Raw genomic sequence first — 16,026 nt, forward strand, 5'->3', positions numbered from 1 at the left:
GTTTACGTTGACGTAAACGTAATTACAACAGGAACGGCAGGGCGGGCGTGACCGCGAGGCACGGATGCTCCGGGGTGGCTGGTCGTGGCCGCGGGAATGTTGCGATGTGCGGGAGTGCGCCCGGACTGTGGCAGGATTGCGGGTCGAGCGCGTCCGCTCGCGGCGTTGGTGCAGACCTGTCGCGGGAACGCGGTTCTGCGCCGTAACAATAACCCGCGGAAGCCGGCAACGGATTTCGCCTGTGACTGTTCCTGGGAGTGACGATGGCAGCGAAGCTTCGCGTATTGAGTGCTGACGATCAGGTCGAGCTGGATCAGGTGCGCCAGTTTTTCCGCAATTACGCCGCGTGGCTGGGCGTGGACCTGTGCTTCCAGGGCTTCGGCGACGAGATGGCTTCTCTGCCCGGCGCCTATGCGGCACCCGACGGTCGCCTGTTCTATGCCGAGATCGACGGTCAGCCGGCCGGCTGCGTGGGCCTGCGCCCGACGACCGGCGGCATGTGCGAGATGAAGCGCCTGTACGTCGAGCCCGCGCACCGCGGGCTGGGCATCGGCCGTGATCTGGTGCTCGCGGCGATCCGCAGCGCGAAGGATCTCGGCTACCGCCGCATCATGCTCGACACCATGCCGGCGATGCGCATCGCCCTCAAGCTGTACCGCGAGATGGGCTTCAAGGAAGCGCCGGCCTACTACCCGACGCCCGTCGAGGGCGCGATCCTGCTGTCGCTGGACCTCGAGAACTGGTCCGAGGAAGAGGTCGCGAACGAGAACCTGTTCCACCTGTTCGACTACAACCGCGCCTGGTCGCAGCAGATGCGCCAGGTGGATGCGGAGTTCTTCGAGAAGCTGTCCAAGCTGCAGTCGCCCGAGTACCTGTGGATCGGCTGCTCGGACTCGCGCGTGCCGGCGAACCAGATCATCGGCCTGCTGCCGGGCGAGGTCTTCGTGCATCGCAACGTCGCGAACGTCGTCGTGCATACCGACCTCAACTGCCTGTCGGTGATCCAGTTCGCCGTCGACGTGCTCAAGGTCAAGCACATCATGGTCGTCGGCCACTACGGCTGCGGCGGCGTGAAGTCCGCCCTGCTGCGCGAGCGCATCGGCCTGGTCGACCTGTGGCTGCGCCACGTGCAGGACGTGCATGTGAAGCACCAGAAGGCCGTCGACGCGCTTGCGCCCGAACTCGCCCACGACCGCCTGTGCGAGCTCAACGCGCTGGAGCAGGTCGTGAACGTGTGCCAGACGGTGGTGGTGCAGGACGCATGGCGCCGCGGCCAGCCGCTGACGGTGCATGCATGGATCTATGGATTGAAGGACGGACTGGTGCGCGACCTGGGCCTCAACGTGCGCCGTCCGGAAGACCTGATGCCGCGCTATGTCGCGGCACTTGAATCACTGGCCTGAGAGCCGGACAACCAAAGACGTTTTACAGGAGAGAAGCATGAGTGATCCCGTCGTTATCGTTTCCGCCGCCCGCACCCCGATGGGCGGCTTCCAGGGCGAGCTGTCCGGCCTGACCGGACCGCAGCTGGGCGCCGTCGCCATCAAGGCCGCCGTCGAGCGCGCCGGGATCTCTGCCGAACAAGTGCAGGAAGTGCTGATGGGCTGCGTGCTGCCGGCCGGTGTCGGCCAGGCGCCGGCCCGTCAGGCCGCGCTGGGCGCGGGTCTGCCGCTTTCCGCGGGCTGCACGACGGTGAGCAAGGTGTGCGGCTCCGGCATGAAGGCGACGATGCTCGCGCACGACCTGCTGGTGGCCGGCACCAACGACGTGATGGTCGCGGGCGGCATGGAGTCGATGTCGAACGCCCCTTACATGCTGCCGAAGGCACGCAGCGGCTACCGCCTCGGCCACGGCCAGCTCGTCGACCACATGTTCTACGACGGCCTCGAGGACAGCTACAAGAAGGAGACCAAGGGCCGTCTGATGGGCACCTTCGCCGAGGACTGCGCGAGCCACTTCAGCTTCACGCGCGCCGCTCAGGACGAGTTCGCGATCGCCTCGACGACGCGTGCGCAGGCCGCGATCAAGGACGGCAGCTTCGCGTGGGAAGTCGCGCCGGTGACGGTGTCGGGGCGCAAGGGCGAAGTCGTCATCGACAAGGACGAGCAGCCGCCGAAGGCGCAGATCGACAAGATCGCCGGCCTCAAGCCGGCATTCAGCAAGGACGGCACGGTGACCGCCGCGAACTCCAGCTCGATCTCGGACGGCGCCGCGGCGCTGGTGATGATGCGCCGCTCGACCGCCGACAAGCTGGGCCTGAAGCCGCTCGCGACCATCGTCGGCCACGCGACGCACGCGCAGGAACCGGCCTGGTTCACGACCGCCCCGGTCGGCGCGATGCAGAAGGTGCTGGCGAAGGCCGGCTGGACGAAGGACCAGGTCGACCTGTGGGAGATCAATGAAGCCTTCGCGGTCGTCACGATGGCGGCGATGAAGGAGCTCGAGCTGCCGCACGACAAGGTGAACGTGCATGGCGGCGCGTGCGCGCTGGGCCATCCGATCGGCGCTTCGGGCGCGCGCATCATCGTCACGCTGCTCGGCGCGCTCAGGAAGTACGGCAAGAAGCGCGGCGTCGCCAGCCTGTGCATCGGCGGCGGCGAAGCGACGGCGGTTGCGGTGGAGCTCGCATAAATGATCCTCACGCAAGAACAGGAAATGATCCGCGACTCCCTGCGCGCGTTCGCGCAGGAGCGCCTGGCCCCCTTCGCCGCCGAATGGGACCGCAACCACACCTTCCCGCGCGAGGCGCTCAAGGAGCTGGCCGAGCTCGGCGCGCTGGGCATGGTCGTGCCGGAGCAGTGGGGCGGCGCAGGCATGGATTACGTGAGCCTCGTGCTCGCGCTGGAAGAGATCGCCGCCGGCGACGGCGCGACGTCGACCATCGTCAGCGTGCAGAACTCGCTCGCCTGCGGCATCCCGAATCGTTACGGCAACGATGCGCAGAAGGAAGAGTGGCTGAAGCCGCTGGCGCGCGGTGAGAAGCTCGGCTGCTTCTGCCTGACCGAGCCGCACGTGGGTTCCGACGCGTCGGCACTGAAGACCACCGCTGTTCGTGATGGCGACTCCTGGGTCATCAATGGCGTGAAGCAGTTCATCACGACCGGCCGCGAGGCCGACGTCGCGATCGTGTTCGCGGTCACCGACAAGACGGCCGGCAAGAAGGGCATCTCGTGCTTCCTCGTGCCGACGAACACCCCAGGCTACATCGTCGCGCGCATCGAGGAGAAGATGGGCCAGAAGGCCTCCGACACCGCGCAGATCCTGTTCGAGAACTGCCGCGTGCCGGCCGGTGCGCTGCTCGGCGCGGAGGGCGAGGGCTACAAGATCGCGCTGTCGAACCTCGAGGCCGGCCGTATCGGCATCGCCGCGCAGTGCCTCGGCATGGCGCGCGCGGCGCTGGAAGCGGCGGTGAAGTACGCCCACGAGCGCGAGACCTTCGGCAAGCCGATCTTCGAGCACCAGGCGGTGAACTTCCGTCTCGCCGACATGGCGACGCAGCTCGAAGCCGCGCGCCAGCTCGTGTGGCACGCCGCGACGCTGAAGGACGCCGGCCGGCCGTGCCTGAAGGAAGCCTCGATGGCGAAGCTCTTCGCCTCGGAGATGGCCGAGAAGGTGTGCTCGGACGCGATCCAGATCCACGGCGGCTACGGCTACGTCAGCGACTTCCCGGTCGAGCGCATCTACCGCGACGTGCGCGTGTGCCAGATCTACGAAGGCGCGAGCGACATCCAGCGTCTAGTGATCGGACGCTCGCTGGCGGTCTGACGGAGCAGTTTCCCGATCCTGCGGGTGCAGGCGCCGGGGGCGTTCTCCCTGCAGCCTCCCTCTAGATGCCCCTGGTGTCCCGCGGGATCCTTTTATTCGCAGTCCGACCGGGGCCGTGCAGAGCCCCGGCGGCGACGGTGCCGCGTGCAGGCGGCACCCGTCCGCCAGAACAAGGCAGGAGACGATAGAACATGTACGAAACCCTCGAAATCGTCGTCGCACAGGGCGTCGCGACGATCTGGATGAACCGTCCCGACGTGCACAATGCGTTCAACGCGCAGCTGATCGCGGACATCACGGCGGCGTGCCGCCAGCTCGATGCCGACGACGCCGTGCGCGTGGTCGTGCTCGCCGGTCGCGGCAAGAGCTTCTCCGCCGGTGCCGACCTCAACTGGATGAAGGCCGCGGGCGAGGCGAGCGTCGAGGCGAATCTCGCCGATGCGCGCAAGCTCGCCGGCATGCTGCGCACGCTGTCCGAAATGCGCAAACCGACGATTGCCCGCGTGCAGGGCGCGGCGCTGGGCGGTGGCATGGGACTCGCGTCCGCGTGCGATATCTGTGTCGCGTCCGACAAGGCGGTGTTCGCGACCTCCGAGGTCAAGTTCGGCATCATTCCGTCGGCGATCAGCCCCTATGTGATCCGCGCGATCGGCGAGCGCCAGTCTTACCGCTACTTCCAGTCGGCCGAGCGCATCTCCGCGCAGCGTGCCGGCGAGATCGGTCTCGCACACGAGGTCGTCGCGGCCGAGGAACTGGACGCCAAGGTGAGTGAAATCGTGGCTGCCCTGCTGCAGGGCGGCCCGAAATCGCAGGCGGCGGCGAAGGACCTGATCCGCGCGGTCGCGAACCGCCCCGTTTCGGACGAGATCGTCGAGGACACCGCGCAGCGCATCGCCGGCCTGCGCGCGACGCCCGAGGCGAAGGAGGGGCTCGACGCCTTCCTGTCGAAGCGCCCGGCGGCGTGGGTTCCGGCGCAATGAGTTCAGGGCGGGAGAAGATCATGCAACTGCCGCAAAAGGTGCGCATCGTCGACGTCGGTCCGCGCGACGGGCTGCAGAACGAGAAGCAGATCGTGTCGACCGAAACCAAGGTCGAACTCATCGCGCGTCTCGCCGACGCCGGCCTGACCGCGATCGAGGCAACCTCCTTCGTGTCGCCGAAATGGGTGCCGCAGATGGGCGACAACGCCGAGGTGATGGCGCGCATCGCGCGCCGCCCGGGCGTCGCCTACCCGGTGCTGACGCCGAACCTCAAAGGTTTCGAAGCGGCGCTCGCGGCCGGCGCGGCGGAAGTCGCGGTGTTCGGTGCGGCGTCCGAGTCCTTCAGCCAGAAGAACATCAACTGCTCGATCGCCGAATCGCTGGAACGCTTCCGTCCGGTCGCCGAGGCGGCGCACGCCGCGGGCGTGAAGGTGCGCGGCTACGTCTCCTGCGTCGCGGGCTGCCCCTACGAGGGTCCGGTCGCGCCGGAGAAGGTCGCCGACGTCGCCGCGACGCTGATGGATATGGGCTGCTACGAAGTCTCGCTGGGCGACACGATCGGCAGCGGCAATCCCGCGAACATCTCGCGCATGCTCGAAGCGGTGATCAAGCGCGTGCCGGTCGAGCGCCTCGCCGGCCACTATCACGACACCTACGGCATGGCCGCGGCGAACATCTACGCGTCGTTGCAGATGGGCGTGGCGGTGTACGACGCCTCCGTCGGCGGCCTGGGCGGCTGTCCGTATGCGGCCGGCGCGTCGGGCAACGTCGCGACCGAGGACGTCGTGTGGCTGCTGAACGGTCTGGGGATCGAAACCGGCATCGATGTCGAGCGCCTCGTCGACATCGCCGCGTGGATCAGCGGCGTGCTCGGGCGCGAACCGGCCTCGCGCGTCGCCCGCGCCGTGCTCGCGAAGCGGGCGAAGGCGGCGTGTGCCGGCTGAGTACGCGTCGGACGAATGAACTCGCGCGGGCTGCGGCGGACCAAACACCACAACAAGCCGCACCCGCTACTTACAACACCCCCCGACCCCGATATGAGCATTGCATCCCCCTGCATCAACATCTGCCGCATGAGCGCGACGACCGGACTGTGCGAAGGCTGTTTCCGCAGCCTCGACGAGATCGCGCGCTGGAGCCGCAGCGAGGACACCGACAAGTTGCGCGTCCTCGAACTCGTCGCCCAGCGTCGCGCGGCCTTGGGCGCCGCCGCGGCGCCGACGCTCGCGTCGCCGGAGGGCGCATGAGCGAGGCGCTGTGCGTCGGCGTGTGCATGATCGACTGGGACTCCGGCGTGTGTCTCGGCTGCGGTCGCACGCCCGAGGAGATCGACGGCGTGCCGGTGCCCCCGGCCGCGGCCGAGCCGCCGCCTGCCACGGCGCCGCTGCCCGACAACGTCGCCGCGCAGGTCGGCGAAGGCTCCGAATGAGCACGGCAGTGACCTTGCCCGACACGATCCGCGTGCTCGAACGCGGCTGGCTGTCGGCCAACAACGTCGTATTGTTCGATGGCGGCCGGGCGACCGTGGTGGACAGCGGTTACGTCAGCCACGGCGCGCAGACGGTCGCGCTGCTGCGCGAGGTGCTGGCGGGGCGGCGGCTCACCGATCTCGTCAACACGCATTCGCATTCCGACCACATCGGCGGCAATGCCCTGGTGCAGCGTACCTTCGGCTGCGCGATTTCGGTGCCCGCGGGCATGCTGCCGACGGTCGCGGCCTGGGACGAGGACGCGCTGCTGCTGACGACTGCCGCGCAGTCGGGCGAGCGCTTCCATGCCGACCGCGCGCTGCACCCCGGCGACACGCTGGAGATGGGCGAGCTCGTGTGGCAGGCGATCGCCGCACCCGGTCACGACATGGATGCGCTGGTGTTCCACAACCGGGATCGGCGCATCCTGATCTCGGGCGACGCGTTGTGGCGCGACGGCTTCGGCATCCTGTTCGCCGAGGTGCTCGGGCTGGGCGACGGCATCGGCGCCGCGCGACGCACGCTGGAGGCGATCGCGCGCCTGCCCGTCGACGTCGTGATCCCCGGGCACGGCGCGCCCTTCGTCGAGTTCGACGACGCCCTCGCGCGCGCCTTCGCCCGCCTGCGCGCCTTCGAGGAGGACGGCTCGCGCATGGCGCGCAACGCGATCCGCGCCTGCATGACCTTTTCGCTGCTCGACGCGCGCAGCATGGAGATCGACGCCCTGCCGGCGCATCTCGCCAGCGTGCCGCTGTACCGCGAGGCCAACGCGCGTTTCCTCGGCCTGACGCCCGAGGCGCTGGCGGACTGGTTGGTCGGCGAACTCACGCGGGCCGGGGTCGCCCGGCGCGAAGGCGAGCTGCTGGTCGCCGCCTGATCCGACTTTAGTCATAGTTGTCATCGTCCCGCGCTGGCCGTGGAGCCTCGCTTTGGCGATAATCGACGCTCCACGCGGAGTTTCGGGTCATGCAGATCGTTCTGATTAGCGGCTTGTCGGGTTCGGGGAAGAGCGTCGCGCTCAAGGTGCTCGAAGACGCCGGCTATTACGCCGTCGACAACCTGCCGGCGAGCCTGCTGGCCAAGCTCGCGGCCGAACTGCGGCGATTGGGCTACGAACGCGTCGCCGTCGCCGTCGATGTGCGTTCCGGGGTGAACATCGAGGCCCTGCCGCAGAAGGTCGAGCATCTGCGCAAGACGGTCGGCGACCTGCGCGTGATCTTCCTCGAGGCGCGCGACGACACGTTGATCGCGCGCTTCTCCGAGACGCGCCGGCGTCATCCGCTGGCGAGCGACGAGGTCTCGCTCGAAGAGGCGATCCAGAAGGAGCGCGACGCGCTCGAATCGATCGCCGCACTCGGCCACCGCATCGACACCAGCGACCTGCAGGCCAACACGCTGCGCGCCTGGATCAAGGATTTCATGCAGATCGAGGCGACGGCGGGGCTGACGCTGATGTTCCAGTCCTTCGGCTTCAAGCACGGCATTCCGCTCGACGCCGACAACGTGTTCGACGTGCGCTGCCTGCCGAACCCGCACTACGACCCGCTGCTGCGCCCCTTCACCGGCAAGGACCGGCCCGTGATCGAGTTCCTCGAGAACCAGCCGGAGGTCGACCAGATGTACGAGGACATCCGCCGCTTCGTCGCGACCTGGCTGCCGAGCTATGCGCGCGACAACCGCAGCTACCTCACCGTCGCGATCGGCTGCACCGGCGGCCAGCACCGCTCGGTGTATCTCGCCGAGAAGCTGGGACAGCATTTTGCCGGTTCGGTCCGCGTACTGGTGCGCCACCGTTCGGCCGCACGCCGCCAGCTGGATCACGGGGCGCGGCCGGCGGACCAGTGAAAGCGCGTCTGGCCGAATGGATCGTCCTGCTGCGGCCGGGCGACTGGCTCGTGCTCGCCGGCGCGTTGCTGGTCTGCGTGCTGTCGGCGCTGGCGCTGTGGCGCGGCGGGGCGCCGGACAAGGCGGTCGTGCGTGCCGGCGGTAAAGTGTTCGCCGAAGTGGGGCTCGCGCGTGCGCAGGTCGTCGAAGTCCCCGGCCCGCTGGGCGTCACGCGCATCGAGATCGAGCCCGGCCGTGCGCGCGTCGCATCCGACCCGGGCCCGCGCCAGTACTGTGTGCGCCAGGGCTGGCTCACGCGCTCGGGTGCGGTGGCGATCTGCGCGCCCAACCAGGTGTCACTGAGCCTCGCCGGCGGTGCCGCGGACTATGACTCCCTCAACTATTGAGATCGTGCCGACCCCGGACGACCAGCGCATCGCGCGGCTGGCCGCCGCCGCGATCGTGCTGACCGTCGCCGAGGCCGCGATTCCCTTGCCGCTGCCCGGCGTGAAACCGGGCCTGGCGAACATCGTCACGCTCATCGTGCTCGCGCGCTGGGGCTGGCGCGACGCCGTGTGGGTCGCGCTGCTGCGCGTGTTCGCCGGCAGCCTGCTGCTCGGTCAGCTTTTCGCGCCCGGCTTCTTCCTCAGCCTCGCGGGCTCGCTCGCGAGCCTCGCCACGCTGGGGTTCGCGATGCATCTGCCGCGCCGCTGGTTCGGCCCCGTCAGCCTCAGCGTGTTTGCCGCCTTCGCGCATATCGGCGGCCAGCTCGTGCTCGCGCGGCTGTGGTTGGTGCCGCACGACGGCGTGTTCTATCTCGTGCCGGTGTTCGCTCTCGCCGCGACGGTGTTCGGGCTGGTCAACGGACTGGTGGCCGCGAAGCTGATGCAGGGCCGGGCTTCGGGGAAGATTTGATCGTCGTATAAAAAATAATAATATGCTGATACTTATCGAGAAAGGAGAGATGACGTGAGCGAACAAGCGATCAGCCGTTTTCCGGTCCCCGAACTCAAGGACCTGCCCGACGACATCCGCGAGAAGATCCTCGCGGTGCAGGACAAGGCGGGCTTCGTGCCCAACGTGTTCCTCACGCTTGCCCACCGTCCGGACGAGTTCCGCGCCTTCTTCGCCTACCACGACGCGCTGATGGAGAAGAACGAGGGGCTCACCAAGGCCGAGCGCGAGATGATCGTCGTTGCGACCTCGGGCGCGAACGAGTGCCTCTATTGCGTCGTCGCGCACGGCGCGATCCTGCGCATCCGCGCTAAGAACCCGCGCGTCGCCGACCAGGTCGCGACCAACTACCGCAAGGCCGAGATCACGCCGCGCCAGCGTGCGATGCTGGATTTCGCGATGAAGGTCGCCCTCGCGGCCGCGACCGTCGACGAGGCCGACTTCGCCGTCCTGCGCGAACACGGCTTCAGCGAGGGCGACATCTGGGACATCGGCGCGATCGCCGCCTTCTTCGCGATGAGCAATCGCCTCGCGAACCTCTCCAGCATGCGGCCGAACGACGAGTTCTACCTGATGGGGCGCCTGCCCAAGGTCTGAGCTTGCCCGGGCACGATCCTCGTCAGCGCCGCTCCGGCATGACGAGGATGCGCCCCGCGCGGCGGCGTCCGCCGATCCCGCCGGTCATCCCCTCGCCGCCATGCGCGTGGCAGATCGCGCACGCGAGCGCGTCCGCGGCATCCGGGCTGGGGCTGCCGTCGAGCGCGAGCAGGCGCTGCACCATGTGCTGCACCTGCTCCTTGTTCGCCTTGCCGTAGCCGACCACCGCCTGCTTCACCTGCAATGCCGTGTACTCATGCACCGGCAGGTCGCACGCCACGGCGCCGCAGATCACCGCACCGCGCGCCTGTCCGAGCAGCAGCGTGGATTGCGGGTTCACGTTCACGAACACCTTCTCGACGGCGGCCTGATCCGGGGAATAGGTCGCGACGACCTCGCGCACGCCGTCGAGCAGCGTCTTGAGTCGCCCCGGCAGCTCCCCGTCGCGCGTCCTGATGCAGCCGCTCGCGACGTAGCGCAACTGGCTGCCGAGCTTGTCGATGACGCCGAAGCCCGTGATGCGCAGTCCGGGGTCCAGGCCCAGGATGCGGGTCGCGACGATGCGCGATGCGGATGTGACCTTCATCCGCGCATTCTAAAGGAAGGCCGCCTATCCTCACCGCACCCGCTGTTACATGCCGTGCCTTGCATGACGGCCGGATTGACGCTGGATAATGCCGGTACGATACTCGCCCCCCCTTTCGTCCCCTTCGCCCCGCCGCGAGTCGGCTCGCGGCAGGAACCCACAGGAGATTCACGATGATCAGACCGTCCCTGCTCGGCATCGCCGTCGCGGCGGCATTCAGCGCGAGCGCGACTGCCGCCGATTTCAGCAACACGTATTTCTTCGGCGACAGCCTGAGCGATGCCGGCAGCTTTTCGGCTTTCGTGCCGCCCGGCACCGGCCGCTTCACGACCAACCCGGGCCCGGTGTGGAGCGAGAATCTCGCCGCGGCGCTCGGGACGGAAGCCACCCCGGCCGTGGCCGGCGGCACCAACTACGCGATGGGCGGCGCGCGCGTGACCTCCCTGCCGGGATATCCCGACGCCGATCCGACCCGCTTCGCCACGCCGATCCGCAGCCAGATCGACGCCTACCTCGCGTCCACCGGCGGCCGGGCCGATCCGGGCGCGTTGTACTCGGTGTGGGGCGGCGCCAACGACCTGTTCCAGGCGCTCGATACCTCCACCGACCCGCTCGGCGACATCGTCACGGCCGCGTCCGATCAGGCCGCCGCGGTCGGCACGCTGAAGGCCGCAGGCGCGCGCTACATCCTCGTGTCGACGCTCCCCGACGTCGGCTCAACGCCTTTCGGCGCTTCCGTCGGCCCCGTCAATGCCGCAGCCATAACGGCGCTGTCGAGCGCCTACAACCAGGTGTTGTACGGCGGACTCGCCGCCGCCCGGATCCAGGTCATCCCGCTCGACACCTTCACGCTGCTGCACGAGGTCGCCGCGGATCCGGCCCGCTACGGCTTCGCGAACGTGACGCTCCCGGCCTGCGGGCTGACGCCCTCGCTGGTATGTACGGCCGCGGACCTCATCGCTCCCGGTGCCGACCAGAGCTTCCTGTTCGCCGACGGCGTGCATCCGACGACCGCCGGCCACCGCGTGATCGCCGACTACGCGCTGGGCGTGCTGCGCGCGCCGGGGGCGGTATCGCTGCTGGCCGAGTCGCCTCTGTACACCCGTGAAGCCCTGTTCTCCACGGTGCACGACCAGCTCGCGCTCGGCGCCTGGGCGCGCGGGCAGAGCGGGCGCAACCTGTGGGCCAGCCTCGGCGGCGGGCGCCTGAAGTACTCGTCGAGCGAGGCTGTTCCCGGCGCCAGCGGCAATCCCTACGACTTTGCGGTGGGCGTAGATACCTGGCTCACGCCTTCGCTCAGCGTCGGCGCGGCGGTAAGCCTGGCCATGCTCGACGCCGACTTCTCCGCCGACACCGGCGACTACGAACAGCGCGAACAGACCGTCGCCCTGTATGCCGGCTATCGCAGCGGCCCGTTGCATGCGACGGCCGTCGGCGCCTTCGGCAACATCGACTACGACACCCGGCGCGACGTCACCCTCGGCGCGGCGCAGCGCACGATGAAGGGCTCGACCACGGGCACCAACTATTCCCTGGGCGTGCTCGCCGGTTACGACTTCGGCGCGGGGGCGCTGCGTCACGGTCCGACGTTCGGCGTGCACCTGCAGCAGGTCGAAGTCGACGGCTTCACCGAGAAGGGGCAGTCCTCGACCACGATGTCCTTCCGCAGCCAGGACCGCAATTCCCTGCTCGGCAGCATCGGCTATCAGGCGAGCTGGGGCCTCGGTCGCTACCTGCCGTACGCGCGCGTCGCCCTCAACCGCGATTTCGAGGACGACGACCGCAAAGTGCGCGCGAACCTCGCCAGCCTGCCGGCCAACGGCTTCGCGCTGCCGGCCTTCGCGCCCGAGCGCACATGGGGCACGGCCGTCGTCGGCATTGGCGCGAAGTTCTCGCCAGCCCTGAGCGGCAACCTCGCCCTGTCGACCCGCGTTGCGCAGGACGACGTGCGCGCCTACGCGTTGCAGGCCGGGCTCAGTCTCGGCTTCTGACGCGCGGGGGGCGGAATCTGTCGCCGATTTGACCAAATCCATGATCGCGGTGTGGCCAATACGCTAGACTTTCGTCATGGGCGGCGAGGCCGTCCCGTCCCGTTTCCGGATTGAAGCCACGGGAGGCTGGAAGCGGGGAAGGCAATGCACCGGAATACGCAAAACAAGGGGAAATGCATGAAGAACGGATCGAAATTCGCCCTCGGTGCCGCGTTGATCGCGGGCGCGGGCTTTCTCGGAACGGCCGACGTGTTCGCGGACGTACAGTCGGCCCGCGTGGTGGCTGCCGAGGAAGCGCGGATGAAAAGCGACTTCGCGAGCAAGCTCGAAAGCACCAGGGAGCTCAATAAGGCGCTCAAGCGCGTCGGCGAGCAGCGCAAGGTGGACAATTCGCGCGTCGTGCAGGACAACGAAGCGAAGATCAAGCAGGCCGAAGCCGCTGCGGCCGACGGCAAGCTCCTCGATGCGCGCCTGCTGCTCGAAGACGCCTACCTCGGCGCCAAACTGTCCATCGCCGAACTGGTGAAGCCGGCGGCTGCGGCGGCCAAGCCTGCCGCGCCCGCGGCGGCCGCGGACCCGCGCGAGCTCAAGGAGTACACGGCGCGCAAGGAGTCCACCAAGGCCCTGCGCGACGCGCTGGCGCGCATCGCCGAGGAAAAGAGCGACGACAAGGGGCGGAGCGAGGTGAAGGTGGTCGACAAACTGATGGCGGATGCCGATGCAGCGGTAGCCGAAAATGCGCGCCGCGGCCGTGCGATCCTCGATCACGCCTATCTGCGCACCAAGGTCCAGATCGAGCGCCTGCGCGGTGGAGAGACGCTCGTGCGTACGCTGCAGTTCGACAGCAAGGGCGACGAATACCGTTACGAGCAGGACCGCAACGAGACCTACCGCTTGCTGATCCCGATGCTGGTGCCGAACGGCAGCGCCCGCGAGGCGCAGCTCAAGGGCACGCTCGACCGCGCCGCCAAGTTGCGCGCGGATGCCGACGCCCAGGCGAAACGCAACGAACTCGACAGTGCGCTGAAGACGATCGACGAATCGACGGCCGAGTACCAGAAGGCGATCCGCAACGCCGGCGTGTTGTTGCCCGGCTGACGCACACCGGGGGCGGCGGTTGCCGGCCCCACGCGGCAAAAAAATCGGCCCGCCAGCAGATGCTGGCGGGCCGATTTGCTTCCTGCAGCCGAAGGCGGCGTGCTTACGCGCGGGCGGGCACTGCCAGCTGCGGCTCCATCCGGGCGACCGCCGGGCGCACGTCCATGTGCGCGTCCTGCAGGTCGAGCACGTCCTCGGGATCGTTGGCCTCTTCGACGGTCTCGTTGTTGAGGTGGCTGTTGAGCACCTTCATGTCGACGTCCTTGCACCACTTCGCGACGACCACGGTCGCCACGCTGTTGCCGATCAGGTTGGTCAGCGCACGCGCTTCCGACATGAAGCGGTCGATGCCGAGGATCAGCGCCAGGCCCGCCACCGGCACGCCGCCCACCGCCGACAGCGTCGCGGCGAGCACGATGAAGCCGCTGCCGGTGATGCCGGCGGCGCCCTTCGAGGTCAGCAGCAGCACCGCGAGCAGGGTGAGCTGCTGCGTGATGTCCAGCGGGGTGTTGGTCGCCTGGGCGATGAACACGGCCGCCATCGTCAGGTAGATCGAGGTACCGTCGAGGTTGAACGAGTAGCCCGTCGGGACCACCAGGCCGACCGTCGACTTCTTGCAGCCGAGGTTCTCCATCTTCGCCATCAGACGCGGCAGGGCCGATTCCGACGACGAGGTGCCCAGCACGATCAGCAGCTCTTCCTTGATGTAGCGGATCAGCTTGACCACCGAGAAGCCGTGCACGCGTGCGATCGTGCCCAGCACGCCGAAGATGAAGACGAGGCAGGTCAGGTAGAAGGTCGCCATCAGCATGCCCAGCTGCGCCAGCGCGCCGACGCCGTGCTTGCCGATCGTGAAGGCCATCGCGCCGAAGGCGCCGATCGGGGCGACCTTCATGATGTAGCCGACGATGCCGAACAGCACGTGCGAGAACTTCTCGATGAAGTCGAACACCAGCGTGCCGCGGCCGCCGAACTTGTGCAGCGCGAAGCCGAACAGCACCGAGAACAGCAGCACCTGCAGGATCTCGCCCTTCGCGAAGGCGTCGACGACGGTCGTCGGGATCACGTGCAGGAGGAATTCCGTCGTGCTCTGCATCTTCGACGGATCGGTGTAGGCGGCGATCGCCTTCGTATCCAGCGTCGACACGTCGATGTTCATGCCGGCCCCCGGCTTGACGACGTTGACGATCACGAGGCCGACGATCAGCGCGATCGTGCTGACGACCTCGAAGTACATCAGCGCGAAGCCGCCGGTCTTGCCGACCTTCTTCATGTCCTCCATGCCGGCGATGCCGACGACGACGGTACAGAAGATGATCGGGGCGATGATCATCTTGATCAGCTTGATGAAGCCGTCACCCAGCGGCTTCATCGCGGCGCCGGTCTGGGGGTAGAAGTGCCCCAGCAGCACGCCGATCACGATCGCGACGATGACCTGAAAGTACAGCGACGTGTAAAACGGTTTCTTTGCCAAATCCCTCTCCTCGGTTATTGACTGCGTGGCCGCGATTATTTCGACCGAGGGCGATCATGGGCAGTGTGAACTTCCGCATTGTGGATATCACCTATGCGGATGAGGGGAATGCGGCAGATGGCGAATGCGCGAGAAACGCGGCGCGGATCGGAGGCCTCAGGCCTTGCGTGCGAGCCATACCCCCAGCACGGCGACGACCATGCCGGCGAGCGCGAGGCCGGAGAGGGTCTCGCCGAACAGCAGCCAGGCCATCAGCGCCGTCGTCGGCGGCGTCAGGTAGAACAGGCTGGCCACGTTCACCGCGCTGCCGCTGCGGATCAGCAGATTGAGCAGGCTGATCGCGCCGAGCGAGAGCACCAGCACGAGCCACAGCAGCGCGAAGACGAATTGCCCGCTCCAGTCGACGTGCAGGGGCTCGGTGCGGCTGGCGATGAAGGCGGTGACGAGCAGGCTGGGGATGAACTGCACGACCGAACCGGTGCGCAGGTCGAAGCTCGGGCAGAAGCGCTTCTGGTACAGCGTGCCGGCGGTGATCCCCGCCAGCGCCGCGAGCGCCGGTGCAAGCTTCCAGCCCAGCTCCGCCGCCGACACGCCGACCGCAACCTTGTTGCTCACCACCAGCGTGACGCCCACGAAGCCCAGCACCAGCCCCGTCCATTGGCGCGGCGTGACCCGCTCGCCCAGCAGCCAGCCGGCGCCGAGCGCCGTCAGCAGCGGCTGCATGCCGACCACCAGGGCGGAGACTCCGGCGGGCAGGCCGCGGTCGATCGACATGAACACCCCGCCGAGGTAGGTTGCCTGCACCAGCAGGCCGGCCACCCCGATGTGCATGACCTGGCGCCAGTCGCGCGGCCAGGGCGCGCGCATGGCGAATGCCAGTGCGCCCATCAGCGTGATGACCAGCACGTAGCGGGTGCTCAGGAAGGTCAGCGGTGCCGCAAAGGGCAGGCCGAATTTCGCGCCGATGAAGCCGGTGCTCCACAGCAGGACGAAGAGGAGCGGGGCTACGGCGGTCAGGCGGGGATGGAGAGCGGCCATGGCGTGTCGGGAACGTGCGGTGCGGGCCCGGCAGGGCGGAAGGATTCCATCTTACATGCACGTTGATGCGTGCGCGTCGTCACTAGGTCGGCGCTTGATGAATTTTCTCGCATGCCGTCAGGCCCGGCTCGCATCGCGGCGTTGTGGGGGCGCGCAGCGGGAGTTACACTGGATTGCACAACGTCATAGTTCTGTCGGTGACGTTGGTATATAAGAAGAATAGTGTCGTTTCCGCGCCCGAAATGAGGGT

Annotated in this window: 17 protein-coding genes; 14 read left to right on the top strand and 3 right to left on the bottom strand. The window is 68.0% G+C overall.

What is annotated here, in order from left to right:
• Positions 1-263 precede the first annotated feature (263 nt).
• The 12 genes from can to BW991_RS17785 all read left to right on the top strand — a co-directional run bounded on the left by can (position 264) and on the right by BW991_RS17785 (position 9,589).
• Positions 264-1,403, top strand: coding sequence for a carbonate dehydratase (gene can / locus BW991_RS17730; RefSeq protein ID WP_076603453.1), 1,140 nt, complete (start codon positions 264-266; stop codon positions 1,401-1,403).
• 37 nt (positions 1,404-1,440) lie between these two features.
• Entirely contained in the window at positions 1,441-2,631 is a 1,191-nt protein-coding gene (locus BW991_RS17735; protein WP_076603454.1) for an acetyl-CoA C-acetyltransferase, read from the top strand.
• Positions 2,632-3,765, top strand: a complete 1,134-nt coding sequence (locus BW991_RS17740) for an acyl-CoA dehydrogenase (protein WP_076603455.1) — start codon at positions 2,632-2,634, stop codon at positions 3,763-3,765. It abuts the gene before it with no gap.
• 191 nt (positions 3,766-3,956) lie between these two features.
• Positions 3,957-4,745, top strand: coding sequence for an enoyl-CoA hydratase/isomerase family protein (locus BW991_RS17745; protein WP_076603456.1), 789 nt, complete (start codon positions 3,957-3,959; stop codon positions 4,743-4,745).
• Positions 4,746-4,765: 20 nt separating this feature from the next.
• Complete coding sequence (locus BW991_RS17750; RefSeq protein ID WP_076603457.1) at positions 4,766-5,689, top strand: hydroxymethylglutaryl-CoA lyase; 924 nt, start codon at positions 4,766-4,768, stop codon at positions 5,687-5,689.
• Between the two features lie 93 nt (positions 5,690-5,782).
• Complete coding sequence (locus BW991_RS17755; RefSeq protein ID WP_076603458.1) at positions 5,783-5,992, top strand: DUF1289 domain-containing protein; 210 nt, start codon at positions 5,783-5,785, stop codon at positions 5,990-5,992.
• Positions 5,989-6,174, top strand: a complete 186-nt coding sequence (locus BW991_RS17760) for a DUF1289 domain-containing protein (RefSeq protein WP_076603459.1) — start codon at positions 5,989-5,991, stop codon at positions 6,172-6,174. The genes BW991_RS17755 and BW991_RS17760 overlap by 4 nt, the downstream gene beginning before the upstream one ends.
• Positions 6,171-7,091, top strand: a complete 921-nt coding sequence (locus tag BW991_RS17765) for an MBL fold metallo-hydrolase (RefSeq protein ID WP_076603460.1) — start codon at positions 6,171-6,173, stop codon at positions 7,089-7,091. The genes BW991_RS17760 and BW991_RS17765 overlap by 4 nt, the downstream gene beginning before the upstream one ends.
• Positions 7,092-7,180: 89 nt before the next feature.
• On the top strand, positions 7,181-8,059 hold the full coding sequence (gene rapZ, locus BW991_RS17770) for an RNase adapter RapZ (protein ID WP_076603461.1): 879 nt from the start codon (positions 7,181-7,183) through the stop codon (positions 8,057-8,059).
• Complete coding sequence (locus BW991_RS17775; RefSeq protein ID WP_076603462.1) at positions 8,056-8,445, top strand: NusG domain II-containing protein; 390 nt, start codon at positions 8,056-8,058, stop codon at positions 8,443-8,445. The genes rapZ and BW991_RS17775 overlap by 4 nt, the downstream gene beginning before the upstream one ends.
• Positions 8,426-8,953 carry a Gx transporter family protein gene (locus BW991_RS17780; RefSeq protein WP_170879131.1) on the top strand — a complete coding sequence of 176 codons (528 nt, stop codon included), beginning with the start codon at positions 8,426-8,428 and terminating at the stop codon, positions 8,951-8,953. The genes BW991_RS17775 and BW991_RS17780 overlap by 20 nt, the downstream gene beginning before the upstream one ends.
• Before the next feature lie 54 nt (positions 8,954-9,007).
• Positions 9,008-9,589, top strand: coding sequence for a peroxidase-related enzyme (locus tag BW991_RS17785; protein ID WP_076603463.1), 582 nt, complete (start codon positions 9,008-9,010; stop codon positions 9,587-9,589).
• A 22-nt stretch (positions 9,590-9,611) separates the two neighbouring features.
• Here the strand turns inward: BW991_RS17785 and ruvC are convergent, their stop codons facing one another.
• Positions 9,612-10,175 (bottom strand): crossover junction endodeoxyribonuclease RuvC, encoded by a 564-nt coding sequence (ruvC, locus tag BW991_RS17790; protein WP_076603464.1) that lies wholly within the window; start codon positions 10,173-10,175, stop codon positions 9,612-9,614.
• Between the two features lie 173 nt (positions 10,176-10,348).
• On the opposite strand from ruvC, the gene BW991_RS17795 reads away from it, so the two are divergent.
• Together BW991_RS17795 and BW991_RS17800 are read left to right on the top strand one after the other, a co-directional pair.
• Positions 10,349-12,166 (top strand): autotransporter domain-containing protein, encoded by a 1,818-nt coding sequence (locus BW991_RS17795; protein WP_076603465.1) that lies wholly within the window; start codon positions 10,349-10,351, stop codon positions 12,164-12,166.
• Between the two features lie 177 nt (positions 12,167-12,343).
• Positions 12,344-13,264, top strand: coding sequence for a hypothetical protein (locus BW991_RS17800; RefSeq protein ID WP_076603466.1), 921 nt, complete (start codon positions 12,344-12,346; stop codon positions 13,262-13,264).
• A gap of 103 nt (positions 13,265-13,367) precedes the next feature.
• Here BW991_RS17800 and BW991_RS17805 read toward each other — a convergent pair whose 3' ends face one another.
• Together BW991_RS17805 and BW991_RS17810 are read right to left on the bottom strand one after the other, a co-directional pair.
• Positions 13,368-14,738 carry a dicarboxylate/amino acid:cation symporter gene (locus tag BW991_RS17805; RefSeq protein ID WP_088179632.1) on the bottom strand — a complete coding sequence of 457 codons (1,371 nt, stop codon included), beginning with the start codon at positions 14,736-14,738 and terminating at the stop codon, positions 13,368-13,370.
• A 156-nt stretch (positions 14,739-14,894) separates the two neighbouring features.
• Positions 14,895-15,776: a DMT family transporter gene (locus BW991_RS17810; RefSeq protein WP_076603468.1), complete on the bottom strand. Its 882-nt coding sequence runs from the start codon at positions 15,774-15,776 to the stop codon at positions 14,895-14,897.
• Positions 15,777-16,026: the final 250 nt, after the last annotated feature.

It is taken from the genome of Aromatoleum tolulyticum (assembly GCF_900156155.1).
Taxonomy (GTDB): domain Bacteria; phylum Pseudomonadota; class Gammaproteobacteria; order Burkholderiales; family Rhodocyclaceae; genus Aromatoleum; species Aromatoleum tolulyticum.

What these genes read in the sequence shown, in the direction of transcription:
- can (WP_076603453.1), top strand. Translation starts at nt 264, where the DNA reads ATGGCAGCGAAGCTTCGCGTATTGAGTGCTGACGATCAGGTCGAGCTG.
- BW991_RS17735 (WP_076603454.1), top strand. Translation starts at nt 1,441, where the DNA reads ATGAGTGATCCCGTCGTTATCGTTTCCGCCGCCCGCACCCCGATGGGC.
- BW991_RS17740 (WP_076603455.1), top strand. Translation starts at nt 2,632, where the DNA reads ATGATCCTCACGCAAGAACAGGAAATGATCCGCGACTCCCTGCGCGCG.
- BW991_RS17745 (WP_076603456.1), top strand. Translation starts at nt 3,957, where the DNA reads ATGTACGAAACCCTCGAAATCGTCGTCGCACAGGGCGTCGCGACGATC.
- BW991_RS17750 (WP_076603457.1), top strand. Translation starts at nt 4,766, where the DNA reads ATGCAACTGCCGCAAAAGGTGCGCATCGTCGACGTCGGTCCGCGCGAC.
- BW991_RS17755 (WP_076603458.1), top strand. Translation starts at nt 5,783, where the DNA reads ATGAGCATTGCATCCCCCTGCATCAACATCTGCCGCATGAGCGCGACG.
- BW991_RS17760 (WP_076603459.1), top strand. Translation starts at nt 5,989, where the DNA reads ATGAGCGAGGCGCTGTGCGTCGGCGTGTGCATGATCGACTGGGACTCC.
- BW991_RS17765 (WP_076603460.1), top strand. Translation starts at nt 6,171, where the DNA reads ATGAGCACGGCAGTGACCTTGCCCGACACGATCCGCGTGCTCGAACGC.
- rapZ (WP_076603461.1), top strand. Translation starts at nt 7,181, where the DNA reads ATGCAGATCGTTCTGATTAGCGGCTTGTCGGGTTCGGGGAAGAGCGTC.
- BW991_RS17780 (WP_170879131.1), top strand. Translation starts at nt 8,426, where the DNA reads ATGACTCCCTCAACTATTGAGATCGTGCCGACCCCGGACGACCAGCGC.
- ruvC (WP_076603464.1), bottom strand. Translation starts at nt 10,175, where the DNA reads ATGAAGGTCACATCCGCATCGCGCATCGTCGCGACCCGCATCCTGGGC.
- BW991_RS17795 (WP_076603465.1), top strand. Translation starts at nt 10,349, where the DNA reads ATGATCAGACCGTCCCTGCTCGGCATCGCCGTCGCGGCGGCATTCAGC.
- BW991_RS17800 (WP_076603466.1), top strand. Translation starts at nt 12,344, where the DNA reads ATGAAGAACGGATCGAAATTCGCCCTCGGTGCCGCGTTGATCGCGGGC.
- BW991_RS17810 (WP_076603468.1), bottom strand. Translation starts at nt 15,776, where the DNA reads ATGGCCGCTCTCCATCCCCGCCTGACCGCCGTAGCCCCGCTCCTCTTC.